Source organism: Mesorhizobium amorphae, from assembly GCF_014843845.1.
Lineage (GTDB): Bacteria > Pseudomonadota > Alphaproteobacteria > Rhizobiales > Rhizobiaceae > Mesorhizobium > Mesorhizobium amorphae_A.
This window is the reverse complement of sequence record NZ_JHQS01000062.1, coordinates 22,532-35,965: the sequence shown is the minus strand read 5'-3', so window position 1 is coordinate 35,965 and position 13,434 is coordinate 22,532. Positions and strand designations below refer to the sequence as shown.

General features: G+C 64.4%; 15 protein-coding genes. All 15 read left to right on the top strand.

The window, feature by feature from the left end:
* Positions 1-51 precede the first annotated feature (51 nt).
* The 15 genes from DH08_RS28660 to DH08_RS28590 all read left to right on the top strand — a co-directional run bounded on the left by DH08_RS28660 (position 52) and on the right by DH08_RS28590 (position 13,391).
* Entirely contained in the window at positions 52-1,095 is a 1,044-nt protein-coding gene (locus DH08_RS28660; RefSeq protein WP_192182627.1) for an enoyl-CoA hydratase/isomerase family protein, read from the top strand.
* Positions 1,092-1,514 (top strand): DUF6163 family protein, encoded by a 423-nt coding sequence (locus DH08_RS28655; RefSeq protein WP_192182626.1) that lies wholly within the window; start codon positions 1,092-1,094, stop codon positions 1,512-1,514. The genes DH08_RS28660 and DH08_RS28655 overlap by 4 nt, the downstream gene beginning before the upstream one ends.
* 204 nt (positions 1,515-1,718) lie before the next feature.
* Positions 1,719-2,234 carry a transcriptional regulator LdtR gene (ldtR, locus tag DH08_RS28650; RefSeq protein ID WP_006201915.1) on the top strand — a complete coding sequence of 172 codons (516 nt, stop codon included), beginning with the start codon at positions 1,719-1,721 and terminating at the stop codon, positions 2,232-2,234.
* A gap of 189 nt (positions 2,235-2,423) precedes the next feature.
* Entirely contained in the window at positions 2,424-2,807 is a 384-nt protein-coding gene (locus DH08_RS28645) for a hypothetical protein (protein ID WP_192182625.1), read from the top strand.
* Positions 2,808-3,198: 391 nt separating this feature from the next.
* A complete protein-coding gene (locus DH08_RS28640; protein WP_192182624.1) occupies positions 3,199-4,452 on the top strand; it encodes a L,D-transpeptidase family protein in 1,254 nt (417 codons plus the stop codon).
* A 139-nt stretch (positions 4,453-4,591) separates the two neighbouring features.
* Positions 4,592-6,232 (top strand): Na+/H+ antiporter, encoded by a 1,641-nt coding sequence (locus DH08_RS28635; protein WP_192182623.1) that lies wholly within the window; start codon positions 4,592-4,594, stop codon positions 6,230-6,232.
* Positions 6,233-6,407: 175 nt separating this feature from the next.
* The gene (gene glyA, locus DH08_RS28630) at positions 6,408-7,721 is read left to right on the top strand and encodes a serine hydroxymethyltransferase (RefSeq protein WP_006201910.1); all 1,314 of its coding nucleotides are present in this window, start codon (positions 6,408-6,410) and stop codon (positions 7,719-7,721) included.
* 84 nt (positions 7,722-7,805) lie between these two features.
* Positions 7,806-8,402, top strand: coding sequence for an invasion associated locus B family protein (locus tag DH08_RS28625; RefSeq protein WP_192182622.1), 597 nt, complete (start codon positions 7,806-7,808; stop codon positions 8,400-8,402).
* A gap of 39 nt (positions 8,403-8,441) precedes the next feature.
* Positions 8,442-8,771 carry a GlpM family protein gene (locus tag DH08_RS28620; RefSeq protein ID WP_192182621.1) on the top strand — a complete coding sequence of 110 codons (330 nt, stop codon included), beginning with the start codon at positions 8,442-8,444 and terminating at the stop codon, positions 8,769-8,771.
* An 86-nt stretch (positions 8,772-8,857) separates the two neighbouring features.
* Positions 8,858-9,337, top strand: coding sequence for a transcriptional regulator NrdR (nrdR, locus tag DH08_RS28615; RefSeq protein WP_192182620.1), 480 nt, complete (start codon positions 8,858-8,860; stop codon positions 9,335-9,337).
* A 2-nt stretch (positions 9,338-9,339) separates the two neighbouring features.
* Positions 9,340-10,470: a bifunctional diaminohydroxyphosphoribosylaminopyrimidine deaminase/5-amino-6-(5-phosphoribosylamino)uracil reductase RibD gene (gene ribD / locus DH08_RS28610; protein WP_192182619.1), complete on the top strand. Its 1,131-nt coding sequence runs from the start codon at positions 9,340-9,342 to the stop codon at positions 10,468-10,470.
* Positions 10,470-11,087, top strand: a complete 618-nt coding sequence (locus DH08_RS28605) for a riboflavin synthase (RefSeq protein WP_192182618.1) — start codon at positions 10,470-10,472, stop codon at positions 11,085-11,087. The genes ribD and DH08_RS28605 overlap by 1 nt, the downstream gene beginning before the upstream one ends.
* Positions 11,088-11,182: 95 nt before the next feature.
* Entirely contained in the window at positions 11,183-11,677 is a 495-nt protein-coding gene (gene ribH / locus DH08_RS28600) for a 6,7-dimethyl-8-ribityllumazine synthase (RefSeq protein ID WP_192182617.1), read from the top strand.
* Complete coding sequence (gene nusB, locus DH08_RS28595; protein WP_006201903.1) at positions 11,674-12,174, top strand: transcription antitermination factor NusB; 501 nt, start codon at positions 11,674-11,676, stop codon at positions 12,172-12,174. Before ribH ends, nusB begins: the two co-directional genes overlap by 4 nt.
* Positions 12,171-13,391 (top strand): MFS transporter, encoded by a 1,221-nt coding sequence (locus DH08_RS28590; protein ID WP_192182616.1) that lies wholly within the window; start codon positions 12,171-12,173, stop codon positions 13,389-13,391. The genes nusB and DH08_RS28590 overlap by 4 nt, the downstream gene beginning before the upstream one ends.
* Positions 13,392-13,434 lie beyond the last annotated feature (43 nt).

Here is a 13,434-nt window from a genome sequence, read left to right as displayed (position 1 = left end):
TCGCCGCTTAGCACTTCAGACCCGCACAAGCGGGGGAGGGATTCTCTGGCGATGGATTTTGATGGAGGCGACGAGATTCGCTTCGAACGGTTGGGCAGGGCCGGCGTCGTCACGCTGACGCGGCCGCAGGCGCTCAATGCCGTCACCCATCGCATGGTCAAGGCGCTCGACAAGGCGTTGCGCGCCTGGGAGCGCGATGACGGCGTCGATGTCGTCATCGTCAAGGCCGAGGGCAGGGCGTTTTCCGCAGGCGGCGACATCCTGCACATCTACGAAGCGGGCCGGGCCGGACAGCCCCCGGTCGAGTTTTTCGCCGACGAATACCGGCTGAATGCCCGCATCAACCGGTTCAAAAAGCCCTATGTCGCGCTGATCGACGGCATCGTCATGGGTGGCGGCGTCGGCATCTCGTTCCATGGTTCGCAGCGCGTGATGACCGAGAACGCACAGTTCGCCATGCCGGAAGTCGGCATCGGCTTTTTCCCCGATGTTGGCGCCAGCCACCTTTTGCCCGACCTCGGCGGCAGCTTCGGCATGTATCTGGCGCTGACCGGAAACCGCATCCGCCATGGCGATGCGCTGTGGTCGGGCCTAGCCACGCACACCATCAAGGCCGAGGACCAGTCGGGTTTTCTCGACCGGCTCTGCGCGACCGGCGATCCGGAAACGGTGCTGCGCGGCTTTTTCGTCCCGGCAAAGCGCGAGACCGACCGGCCGGTGCTGGAGGCGATCGCCCGCCATTTCGCGCAACCGTCTCTGTCGGATATCATCGCCAGCCTGGAGCGGGCGGCGCCCGCCGACGAGTTCGCCGCAAAGACGCTGGCGACGATCAGGACGCGCTCGCCGACCAGCCTGCACGTCGCCTGGCGACAGATCGGCGCCGGGCTGACGCTGTCGATGGACGAGTGCATGAAGATGGAATTCCGCATCCTCAACCGGATGCTGGCGGGCCACGATTTTTACGAAGGCATCCGCGCCGCCATCATAGACAAGGGCTCGAAACCGCAATGGCGCCCGGATCGCCTCGATGCGGTACGGGCAGCGGACGTCGACGCCTATTTCGCGCGGCTCGGCGAGCGGGAGCTCGACTTGTGAGCGAGGTCACCTCCAGGCGCGTCGTGCTGCAGCCCTCGGCCACCGAAATCATCTTCGCCTGGTTCCAGCGCGTCGTCGCCGGCTACTGCCTGCTGTTCGGCATCCTCTACTGGATCCGGCTGATCGGCTTCTATCCAGGCCCGCTGTGGCGCTTCGACCTGATGCCGGTGCACTGGCAGGTGGCGGCGGTGATGCTCGCCGTCTTCTTTCCCTTCGCCGCCGCCGGCCTCTGGATGCTCGCCTCATGGGGCCCGGTGATCTGGTTCATCTGCGCGGTGACCGAGGTCGTCATGTATGCCGGCTTTCCCAACCTGTTCGGCCACCGGTTGCTGATCATTGCCTCGCATGCCGCGGTGGCGCTGCTCTACATCGTCTTCCGGGTGGTGATCTGGCTGCAGAAGCGCCAGGCGCGGCGCTAGCGAATTTCCGCCCGAAATCATTGGCTAAATCTTTAGGTTAATTATCCTTGCTCGGGTGACCGATCGTTAAGCCTCTTTCGAAACCTCTTACCGGTAAGCTCTTGTTAGCCTTGGCGTTTAAGTCGAATTTTATGAGTATTCGATAGTGTCGCGATCAAGGTGAAAAACAAAAAATCACCGGGCGACAAACGAGAGGCTAAGACAATGATCAATTCGCGTCCGGCGGCGAAGCCCGCCACCGTATCCGACGACCGCCGCGAGGCGATCCGTTCGCTGTACATGGAATCGCTGCAGCTGGTGGAGCGCCTGCACCGCCGCCTGCTTGACGTTATCAAGGACGAGTTCGACCGCAACGGCCGTTCCGACATCAACGCCATCCAGGCGCTGCTGCTGTTCAACATCGGCAATTCCGAGCTGACCGCCGGCGAACTGCGCTCGCGGGGTTATTATCTCGGCTCGAATGTCTCCTACAATCTGAAGAAGCTGGTCGACCTCGGCTTCATCAACCACCAGCGCTCGCGCATCGATCGCCGTTCGGTCCGCGTCTCGCTGACGCCGAAGGGCAATGAGGTGGCTGACGTCGTCGCCGGCCTCTACGAGCGCCATGTCGGCTCCATCGAGCAGGTCGGCGGCATCAACACCGACGAGTTCAAGCAGATGAACCGCGCGTTGCAGCGGCTGGATCGCTTCTGGAACGACACCATCGCTTATCGGATGTAAGGCGCCTACAGCGCCAAGGACTTGAAGCCGCGCCACAGAAGCGCGGCGGGGGCAGCAATGGGGACCTGTGCCGGAAGGCGCCGGTCCTTTTCTTTTCCTGATCCCGACGCCCAGCCGCCCCGTCCGCAATATCCCTGCTTTGCTTTCGTTGCAGCAGTACCTAATGTCACGCTTGACGGGGAGCGCCTGATGTATCTGGGAAAACACTCGAAGATTTGCTCGGTTGCCGTGATGCTTTTGTTGGTCTCGCAAACGGCTTTCGCCGAGGAGTGGTGGAAGGATTCCTTTGCCACGGAAGGCAGCACCCAGTGCGACAACAATGACTCGATCGTGACGTTTACCGACAAGGCAGTGGAGATGTGGGAGGTCGGCTGCACACTGGAAAAAGTTCAGAAAATCAATCGCCTGGACGCCGTCCTTCTGGACATGACTTGCTCGGACGGTGAGAGCACGGACAAGAGACGGGAGCTGCTGCTCAAACTGGACAACAAAGTCCTGCGCTATCCTCAAAATGAGGTGTTGCAACGATGCTCGGAATTGAAGGCGCAGCCAAGTCCGGACCCCAAAGGTTGAAACTTCGCGCTGAGAGGGCATGAGATAGCCTGCAACTCCACCGGTACGCGTGGCGATCGTCGGCGCGCGACTGTGGGGTTGAGGTCTAAGACCCGCTTCTGTCACCGGTGCCGAAAAGCACCGGTCCATTCTTTTCGCGGCGCCGCCCGATGCAAATCGCGGGCCAAGGCCACGTTGCCGCCATAATCCCAGTGGAAGCGAGGATGCGGGTGATGCTGCGGGCCAGCGCTTGCGCTCACTCGAACCGGCATCGCGACAGCGCGTTTCACGCCCAAGTGATGCAGGTCATGGTTGGCTAATTGTTAACATTGCCAGCCCTAGAGTGCGGGCGTAATCGCCCGCTAGAGCGAACTGAGCGAGATCGAACACCGCTAAAATGTCTGGAACGTCCATGAGAACCAGCCGCCGTTTCTTCCTTTCCGGAGCCTCCGCGCTCGCCGCCGCTCTTGTGGCGAACAGCGCCAGCGCTCAGGACGTCATCGGGGATATCCTGAAGTCCTCGGGCCGCGGCAATTGGGACGACCAGTTCGACGCCCGTGCCAGCGAGGGCGGCAAGGTGGCTTCGACGCTGCCGATCTTCAGCCTGCAGACCGTCGCCTTCACCGAGCAGGCGGTGGCGCAATATCAGAACATCGTCGCCCAGGGCGGCTGGGGCGAGGTTCCCGCGACCAAGAAGCTGCAGCTCGGCGTCGACGACCCGGATGTGGTGCCGCTGCGCAAGCGCCTGATGATGTCTGGCGACCTGGCGCAGAGCGCCGGCATCTCGACCGCCTTCGATTCCTATGTCGATGCCGCGGTCAAGCGTTTCCAGGCTCGCCACGGCCTACCCGCCGACGGTGCGATGGGCAAATACACCTATACGGCGATGAACGTCTCGGCGCAGATCCGGCTCGGTCAGTTGCAGACCAACCTGCAGCGTCTGCGTGAAAAGGCCGGCACGCTGGGCAACCGTTACGTGCTGGTCGACATCCCGGCGGCCCAGGTCGAGGCGGTCGAGAACGACCGCGTCGTGCTTCGCCACACCGCAGTCGTCGGCAAGATCGATCGCCAGACGCCGATCGTCAACTCCAAGATCAACGAGATCATCGTCAATCCCTACTGGAATGCCCCGGTTTCGATCGTGCGCAAGGACATCATTCCGCTGATGCGCAAGGACCCGAACTATCTCAAGGACAGCCATATCCGCCTGTTCGCGCCGGACGGCAGCGAGGTCGATCCGATGACCGTCGACTGGTCGACCGACGATGCCGAGAAGTACCGTTTCCGCCAGGATCCGGGCGCCGGCAATGCCATGGCCTCGGTGAAGATCAATTTCCCGAGCCCGGACGGCGTCTATATGCACGACACGCCGCAGCAGAGCTTGTTCGGCAAGCTGATGCGTTTCGATTCTTCGGGCTGCGTGCGCGTCCAGAACGTGCGCGACCTCGTCACCTGGATCTTGCGCGACACGCCCGGCTGGGACCGCCAGCATTTCGAGGGTACGATCAAGACCGGCGAGAACATCCCGGTTCAGGTCGTCAACCCGGTGCCGGTCCACTTCCTCTATCTGTCGGCGTGGTCGACGGGGCCTGGCGTTGTACAGTTCCGCGACGACATCTACGGCCTCGACGGCAACGACGAGCTGCAGATTACGTCTTCGCTGTAAATAGCTGATATCTTTTCGAAAAGGCCGCCGACAGGGCGGCCTTTTTGCTTTCCGCCACAGGCTTACGGCCTTCGCCAGAGACCTGACTGGACGGCGCGGTCTCCATTGCGCATGGTCCGCCAACACCCGGAATCGCACCATGCAAGTCGCCATCTTCATCCTGGTCGTGCTCGCCTTCGTCGCGCTTTCCGGCGCGCTGGTGCGGCTGGTGCGGGTGCCGCTGCCCATGCTGCAGATTGCAATCGGTGCCGCGCTTGCCTGGCCGGCGAGCGGCCTGCATGTCGAGATCGACCCAGAACTGTTCCTCCTGGTGTTCATCCCGCCGCTGCTGTTCAGCGACGCCGCCACCGCGCCGAAGCGTGAATTGCTGGCACTGCGCGGCCCGATTCTCGACCTTGCCATCGGTCTCGTCTTCTTCACCATCGTCGGCTTCGGCTACGCCTTGCACTGGTTGGTGCCGAGCATCCCGCTCGTCGTCGCCTTCGCGCTGGCCGCAGTGCTGTCACCGACCGACGCGGTGGCCGTGTCCTCGATCGTCGACCGCAATGTGGTGCCGGCGCGGCTGATGCATATCCTCGAAGGCGAGTCGCTGCTCAACGACGCATCGGGCCTGGTCATGTTCCGCTTCGCCGTGGCGGCAGCGCTGACCGGCAGCTTTTCCTTGGGCGCCGCGTCGCTCGGCTTCCTCTACGCCGTGGCGGCCGGCATCCTGGCCGGCGTGGTGGCGTTGATCGTCGCCGCAAAGACACTGCAGCTCCTCAACCGCATCGGCGGCGTGCCGGCCGAGGCGCAGGTGCTGGTGATGATCCTGATCCCCTTCATCGCCTATCTCGGCGCCGAACATGCCGGCGCTTCCGGCATCCTGGCGGCGGTCACTGCCGGTGTGCTCACCAGCGGCTCCGGCATATTCCGCCATCTCGGCGTTTCGGCGCGCATGCAGACCATGTCGCTGTGGACGACGCTGTCCTTCGTCTTCAACGGCGCGCTGTTCATCCTGCTCGGCCTGCAGCTTCCCGATATCATCCGCAAGGTGCCGCCCGAGCTTTCGACCCGGCACTGGCTGATCGAGCCGGTCGCCACGGTGCTGATCCTGACCCTGTGCCTGATCGGCCTGCGCTTCCTGTGGATCTGGGTCGGCGACATTGCGCAGCGCCTTGCCGCGCGGTTTGGCAAGCGCAAGGCCGAACCGTTCGGTTTGCGCGTGCGGCTTGCCGGCTCGGTGGCCGGCGTGCGCGGCGCGATCACTTTGGCCGGCATCCTGTCGCTGCCTCTGGCTATGCCTGACGGCTCGCCCTTTCCGGCGCGCGACATCGTCATCTTCCTCGCCGCCGGCGTCATCATCTGCTCGCTCACCATCGCCAGCCTCGCCTTGCCGAAGATCGCGCGCGGGCTGGTCGAACCGGGCGAGGATCCTGGTGCCGCCGAGGAGCGCCGGGCACGCGTTGGCGCGGCCAATGCGGCCATCGCTCGCATCGAGATTATTGCCAATGACGCAAGCGAAGGGGAGGCGGCCGATGCCCGCCTTGCCGTCGCCGACAGCATCGTCGCCGGCTACCGTCGCCGCATCGCCGCCTCCGACGAGGCCGATGAAGCCCGCGCCGAGGCTCGCGAAGCCGGGCGGCTGGAGTTGGAACTCCGCTTCGCCGCCATCGAGGCCGAGCGCACGGCCGTGCGCGCTATGTTGCGCAGCAGCGAAATCAACGACCATACGGCGCAGGCGCTGTTTGCCGAGATCACGCTGACCGAGGCTCTGCTGAAAGGCCGGCAGGAGCGGAAATAGACGTCGCGCAACTTCACTGGCGCAATTCGGCCAGCAAATTTCGCGCCGCAAACGTGGCGAGGCGAAAACAACTGTGTTAATGGCGCGGCAATGCATGTCGCCCAAAAGTGTGCAGCGGTTTTGGGGCCACGATATGCATAAACAAATTGCCCCCGAACCCCGAGGATTTCAGTCCATGGCTACAGCAGCGGCAGTGTCGAACAAATTCGAATCCTTCTTCGAAACCACGCTGGAAGATGCCGATCCGGAGATTTTCGGCGCCATCCGCAACGAACTCGGCCGCCAGCGCCACGAGATCGAGCTGATCGCGTCGGAAAACATCGTCTCGCGCGCCGTGCTCGAGGCGCAAGGCTCGATCATGACCAACAAATATGCCGAGGGCTACCCGGGCAAGCGCTACTATGGCGGCTGCCAGTTCGTCGACGTGGCCGAGGAACTGGCCATCGAGCGCGCCAAAAAACTGTTTGGCTGCAACTTCGCCAACGTTCAGCCGAATTCCGGCAGCCAGATGAACCAGGCGGTGTTCCTGGCTTTGCTGCAGCCCGGCGACACCTTCATGGGCCTCGACCTCAATTCCGGCGGCCATTTGACCCACGGCTCGCCGGTCAACATGAGCGGCAAATGGTTCAAGGTCGTCTCCTACGGTGTGCGCAAGGAAGACCATCTGCTCGACATGGACGCGATCGAGAAGACCGCGCATGAGACCAAGCCGAAGCTGATCCTGGCCGGTGGCACCGCCTATTCGCGCGTCTGGGACTGGAAGCGCTTTCGCGAGATCGCCGATGCGGTCGGCGCCTATCTGATGGTCGACATGGCCCACATCGCCGGCCTCGTTGCCGGCGGCGTCCACCCGTCGCCGCTGCCGCATGCCCATGTCGTGACGACGACGACGCACAAGTCGCTGCGCGGCCCGCGCGGCGGCATGATCCTGTGCAATGACGAGGACATCGCCAAGAAGATGAACTCGGCCGTCTTCCCGGGCCTGCAGGGCGGCCCGCTGATGCATGTCATCGCCGCCAAGGCGGTGGCCTTCGGCGAGGCGCTGAAGCCAAGCTTCAAGGTCTATGCCGAGAGCGTCGCGGCCAATGCCAAGGCGCTGGCTTCCAGCCTCAAGGAAACCGGCCTCGACATCGTCTCCGGCGGCACCGACAACCATCTGATGCTGGTCGATCTGCGCCCCAAGAACGCCACTGGCAAGCGCGCCGAGGCGGCGCTCGGTCGCGCCAACATCACCTGCAACAAGAACGGCATCCCCTTCGATCCGGAAAAGCCCTTCGTCACCTCGGGCGTGCGCCTCGGCACGCCTGCCGGCACCACGCGCGGCTTTGGCCAGGCCGAGTTCCGCGAAATCGGCAAGCTGATCGCCGAGGTGCTGGACGGGCTGAAAGTGGCGAATTCCGACGAAGGCAATGCGGCCGTCGAGGCGGCGGTGAAGGCCAAGGTCGTGGCTTTGACCGATCGCTTCCCGCTCTATCCCTATCTCGGTTGACCTGACGCCCGGCCTCATCCCTTATTGGCGATGACGAGAAGCGCCGCTGCTGCTGGAGCGGCGTTGCGGACAGGAGCCTTGATGATGCGATTTCTTCGACTTGCCGGCCTTGGCGTGCTGGCCATGCTGCAATTGGCCGGCGTCGCCTCGGCGCAGACCACTGCCACTCAAGCCGCGCCCCAGGCCACGGCACCGGAAGCCACCACACCCAAGACGGAAACCTTCGGCAAATGGTCGACGATCGTCGACGAGGTCAACACCGGCGAGGATGTGCGCAGAACCTGCGCCGCCTCGACCGCCTTCCTTGACGCGAACGGCACCAGCGGCACGCTGACGCTCGCCATCTCCAACGGCGACGTGCTGCCGCCCAACGGTTATCCGAGCCTCATCATTGCCTTGAGGAACAAGGAGTTGCCGACCGGTGAGAACATTCCCGCCGTGTTCGGCGACGACAAGGGCAAGGTCAAGGCGACGGTTAGCGCCGATATTGGCGACCAGTGGATGATGAACAACAAGGCCGAGACCACGCTGGCGGTCCTGCGTGCCATGCGCCGCGCCGGCGCGCTCGACGTCGCCTTCGCCAACGCGCCGGTCGCGACCATCTCGATGGACGGCTTCACCAAGGCCTATCGCAGCCTCGGCGCATCCTGCGGCTTCCCGACCACCGACGTAGCGCCCTGACGCGGCGCGCCGGTAAAGCGCAGCAAGGAACCGCGCGCCATGGACATTCTCTGGAAAGGCGTGGTCGGCGGCCTGGTCACCGCGCTGATCGTCTGGGCCTCGAAGCGCGGCAACATCTTGCCCGGCATCCTGCCGCTGGCGCCGACCTTCGCGGTGATCGCGCTGCTCGCCGTCGGCGCCAAGGGCAACCCGACCGGTTTTCGCGAGGCCTGCCTGGCCGGTTTCAAGACGATCCCTGCCTATCTCGCCTTCCTCGGCGCCTGCTGGCTGTTCATCGATCGCGTCGACTATCGCCTCGCCGTTCTCGCCGGCATCGCGGTATGGCTGGTCGCGGCGCTGGCAATCTTCCTCGCGCCTCGCTATCTCTGAGGCACGGAAGGCCGTCCGTGCTTTGCCATTGCGGCAAAAAGCTCTAAGCCTTCCGTCCCACGAGAATCGCGAACCGAAGGCTGTCCATGCGCTGTCCCTACTGCCAGTCTGAAGATACGCAGGTGAAGGATTCGCGACCCGCCGAGGATGGCGCGGCGATCCGCAGGCGGCGTGTCTGCCCCGATTGCGGCGGCCGTTTCACCACGTTCGAGCGCGTGCAACTGCGTGATCTCGTCGTGGTCAAGAAGTCCGGCCGCAAGGTGCCGTTCGACCGCGACAAGCTGCTGCGCTCGGTCGAGATCGCGGTGCGCAAGCGCAATGTCGACCCCGAACGCATCGACCGCGCCGTCACCGGCATCGTGCGCCAACTCGAAAGCTCGGGCGAGACGGAAGTGGCCTCGGGTGAGGTCGGGCGGCTGGTCATGGAGGCGCTGAAGTCGCTCGACGACGTCGCCTATGTGCGCTTCGCCTCGGTTTACCGCAATTTCCGCGAGGCCAAGGATTTTCATGAGGTGCTGGGCGAGCTCAAGGGCGACGAGGTGAAGAGCGAAGAGGACGCAGGGTGAGCATGGCAAGCCCGAAGCTAAGCCAGGCCGAACAGCAGGCCCTCGATCGCCGCTTCATGGCGGCGGCGCTCAGGCTTTCGCGCAAGAATGCCGGCCGCACCTCGACCAATCCATCCGTCGGCACGCTGATCGTGCGCGACGATGGTGCCGGGCCGATGATCGTCGGCACCGGGGTCACCGCGGTTGGCGGCCGGCCGCATGCCGAGACCGAGGCCTTGGCCGAGGCCGGTGAACTGGCCCGGGGCGCCACTGCCTATGTCACGCTGGAGCCTTGCGCCCATCACGGTCGCACGCCGCCTTGCGCCAATGCGCTGGTCAACGCCGGCGTCGCGCGCGTGGTTGGTGCGGCGAGTGATCCCGATCCGCGCGTTTCCGGCCAGGGTTACGCGATCCTGCGTGCCGCAGGCATCGAGGTGGTCGAAAAAGTGCTGGCGGCCGAGGCTTCGGAGCAGATGGCCGGCTATCTGATTCGGTCTCTTAAAAAACGCCCGGAAGTGATTTTGAAACTTGCGCTTTCCAGCGACGGCAAGATCGGTGTGGAAGGCGAGGGCCAGGTCACGATCACCGGCGACATCGCGCGGCGCGAAGTCTATCTGATGCGGGCCGAGGCCGACGGCATCCTGGTCGGCATCGGCACCGCGCTGGAAGACGATCCGGCGCTGACCGTGCGATTGCCCGGATTGGAGAACCGTTCCCCGGCGCGCATCGTGCTCGACCGACAGATCCGCTTGCCGGAAGCTTCGAAACTGGTTTCCGGTGTCGACCGCGTTCCGCTCTATGTGGCTGCTTGCCTGGAGGCCGACCCGCACCGGCGCGCCGCGCTCGAACGCGCCGGCGTCCGCTTCATCGGCACCGAGACCCATGAGGGCGGCGTTGCCTTGCCCGAGCTGCTGGAAGATCTGGCGGCGCTCGGCATGGCCAGCGTGCTGGTCGAGGGCGGCGCCAAGGTGGCTCGAGCCTTCCTCGCCGACGGACTGGTCGACCGCATAGTGCTGTTCCATGGACCTGAGGCGATCGGCGAGGGCGGCATTGCATCGCCCATCGACGCCAACCATATCCCGGCGGGATTTCGCAAACTGCGCGACATGAAGTTCGGCGAGGACAGCTACCTGGAATGGGTGAGGGACATCTGATGTTCACCGGAATTGTCACCGATGTCGGTAGCGTCGCTGCCGTCAGGCCGCTCAGGGAGGGTGTCGGTCTGCGCATCGACACCGCCTACGATCCCGAGACCATCGCCATCGGCGCGTCGATCTCCTGCGGCGGTGTCTGCCTGACGGTAACGGCGCTGCCAGACGGTGGCTCGAACGCGCGCTGGTTCGAGGTCGAAGCCTGGGAAGAAGCATTGCGGTTGACGACAGCAGCTGGATGGAAATCGGGCACGCGCATCAATCTCGAACGGGCGCTGAAGATCGGCGACGAGCTCGGCGGCCACATCGTCTCCGGCCATGTCGACGGCACGGCCGAGATCGTGGCGCGCAAGGACGAGGGCGATGCCGTACGCTTTACGCTCGAAGCGCCGCGCGAGCTGGCCAGGTTCATCGCGCCAAAGGGCTCCGTTGCCCTCGACGGCACCTCGCTCACTGTCAACAAGGTCGAAGGCACCCGCTTCGATGTGCTGCTGATCCACCATTCGCTGACCGTGACCACCTGGGGCGAGCGTCAGGTAGGCGACCGCGTGAACCTCGAGATCGACACCATGGCCCGCTACGCGGCACGCCTGGTGGAAGCGGCGAAAGAGGGGCTTTGAGCCACCCTGGAAAATTAGACCGGGCCTGAACGTCCGACAAAGCTTGCGAATGCGGCCGCTTCGGCCTAAGTCACCGGCGATCCCCGGAGACATTTATGGCTGGCACATCCCAACACGGCAAAGCGTTTATCCGTCCGAAGAAGAAGGCCCACCTTCTCGTCATCGAGGCGCGCTTCCATGACGACCTTGCCGACGCGCTGCTCGAAGGCGCGACAAGCGCGCTCGACGAGGCCGGCGCGACCTATGACGTCGTCACCGTTCCAGGCTCGCTGGAGATTCCGGCCGTGATCACCTTCGCCCTCGATGGTGCTGCCGACGGTGGGACCGGCTATGACGGTTTTGTTGCGCTTGGCACCATCATCCGCGGCGATACCTATCATTTCGACATCGTCGCCAATGAATCCAGCCGTGCGCTGATGGACATTTCGGTCCAGGATTCGGTCTGCATCGGCAACGGCATCCTGACCACCGAGAACGATGCGCAGGCCTGGACGCGCGCCAAGCGTTCGGAAGGCGACAAGGGCGGCTTTGCCGCGCGTGCGGCGCTGACCATGATCGCTCTCAAAGAGCAGTTGGGAGCGCAGTCGTGAGCGACCCCGCAGCGCCCGGCCAGCCCGCGATACGCCACGCCAACAAGCGCGGCGCCGCCCGTCTGGCCGCCGTGCAGGCGCTCTACCAGATGGACGTGGCCGGCAGCGGCATCTTCGAGATCACGGCGGAATATGAGGCGTTCAGGCTCGGCAAGGAGGTCGACGGCGCGCTCTATCGCGAGGCCGACGCGCAGTGGTTTCGCGCCATCCTCACCGGCGTCGTCGAAAACCAGAAGACCATCGATCCGGTCATCCGCCAGGCGCTGACCGACGACTGGCCATTGTCAAGGCTCGATTCGACGCTGCGCGCCATCCTGCGCGCCGGCGTCTATGAATTGATGAAGCGCGATGACGTGCCGGTCGCCGTCATCGTTTCGGAATATGTCGACATCGCCAAGGCCTTCTACGAGGAAGATGAGCCGAAGCTTACCAATGCCGTGCTCGATCGCGTGTCACGCCGGGTGCGCGGCGAGGGCCGCGGCAAGGACGCTTCGTGACGGCCGCGGCTGTCATTGCTGAGGCAAGCAGGGAAGCACGCCGCACGGCATTCATCCTTGCCGCCGCGCAGGCGATCATCGGTTCGGCCGCACCTATCGCCATTTCCGTGGGCGGGCTGGCCGGCCAATACCTGCTCGCCGCCGACAAGTCGCTGGCGACGGCGCCGATCACCGGCTTCAATGTCGGTGTGGCGCTCGGCGCACTGCCGGCTGCCGCAATCATTCGCAGCCTCGGCCAGCGCGGCGGTTTCATGACCGGCACCATCATCACCGCGCTCGGCGGGCTGGTCGCTACGCTGGCGCTCTTCCATCCGAACTTTTGGCTGTTCGCCTTCGGTCTGGCGGTGATCGGGATCGGCGGCGCTTTCGTCCAGCAGTTCCGCTTCGCCGCCGCCGACAATGCACCTTCGGAATTCAAGGCGCGTGCCATTTCCTTCGTGCTGGCCGGCGGCATCGTCACCGCCATACTCGGGCCGCAGATCGTCATCTTCACCCGCGAATTGTTCGCGCCCGTGATGTTTGCCGGCTCGTTCGCGTCCATCCTCGTGCTGGCGGCTGTCGGCGCCATCATCCTCTCGTTCCTGCGCATTCCGTCCCGGGCTGCCGGCAAGGCGGAGATCGCCGACAGCGACGCGCGGCCGCTCTCCGAGATTGTCACCCGGCCGCGTTTCGTCGCAGCGCTCTTCTGCGCTGTCGGCAGCTACGCGCTGATGAGTTTCGTCATGACCGGCGCGCCGCTCGCCATGGTCGGCTGCGGCCTGTCGACCGATGATGCGATGCTCGGCATTTCCTGGCATGTCATGGCGATGTTCGCGCCGAGTTTCTTCACCGGCTCGCTGATCCACCGCTTCGGCGCCGAGCGCATTGTTGCAGCCGGCCTGATCCTGCTCGTCGCTTGCGCCGTGGTGGCTCTGTCGGGACTGGCGCTATGGCAGTTCTGGACGGCGCTGATCCTGCTCGGCCTCGGCTGGAATTTCGGCTTCATCGGCGCCACCGCCATGGTCGCCGACAGCTACCGGCCGTCGGAAAAGGGCAAGGTGCAGGGCTTTCACGACTTCGTCCTGTTCGGCTCCGTCGCCTTCGCCTCGCTGATGTCGGGCGCGGTCTACAACGCCTGGGGCTGGGAGATGCTGAACTGGATCGTCTTCCCGGTCACTGCGCTCTGCTTCGTGGCGCTGGGCGCGCTGAAGATGACGAGCTTGCGCCCGGCCACCTGACACCACCTTGTCTGGATGGGCGGCGTCGGATTGGGCTAGCCCG

What these genes read in the sequence shown, in the direction of transcription:
- DH08_RS28660 (WP_192182627.1), top strand. Translation starts at nt 52, where the DNA reads ATGGATTTTGATGGAGGCGACGAGATTCGCTTCGAACGGTTGGGCAGG.
- ldtR (WP_006201915.1), top strand. Translation starts at nt 1,719, where the DNA reads ATGATCAATTCGCGTCCGGCGGCGAAGCCCGCCACCGTATCCGACGAC.
- DH08_RS28645 (WP_192182625.1), top strand. Translation starts at nt 2,424, where the DNA reads ATGTATCTGGGAAAACACTCGAAGATTTGCTCGGTTGCCGTGATGCTT.
- DH08_RS28640 (WP_192182624.1), top strand. Translation starts at nt 3,199, where the DNA reads ATGAGAACCAGCCGCCGTTTCTTCCTTTCCGGAGCCTCCGCGCTCGCC.
- DH08_RS28635 (WP_192182623.1), top strand. Translation starts at nt 4,592, where the DNA reads ATGCAAGTCGCCATCTTCATCCTGGTCGTGCTCGCCTTCGTCGCGCTT.
- glyA (WP_006201910.1), top strand. Translation starts at nt 6,408, where the DNA reads ATGGCTACAGCAGCGGCAGTGTCGAACAAATTCGAATCCTTCTTCGAA.
- DH08_RS28625 (WP_192182622.1), top strand. Translation starts at nt 7,806, where the DNA reads ATGCGATTTCTTCGACTTGCCGGCCTTGGCGTGCTGGCCATGCTGCAA.
- DH08_RS28620 (WP_192182621.1), top strand. Translation starts at nt 8,442, where the DNA reads ATGGACATTCTCTGGAAAGGCGTGGTCGGCGGCCTGGTCACCGCGCTG.
- nrdR (WP_192182620.1), top strand. Translation starts at nt 8,858, where the DNA reads ATGCGCTGTCCCTACTGCCAGTCTGAAGATACGCAGGTGAAGGATTCG.
- ribD (WP_192182619.1), top strand. Translation starts at nt 9,340, where the DNA reads ATGGCAAGCCCGAAGCTAAGCCAGGCCGAACAGCAGGCCCTCGATCGC.
- DH08_RS28605 (WP_192182618.1), top strand. Translation starts at nt 10,470, where the DNA reads ATGTTCACCGGAATTGTCACCGATGTCGGTAGCGTCGCTGCCGTCAGG.
- ribH (WP_192182617.1), top strand. Translation starts at nt 11,183, where the DNA reads ATGGCTGGCACATCCCAACACGGCAAAGCGTTTATCCGTCCGAAGAAG.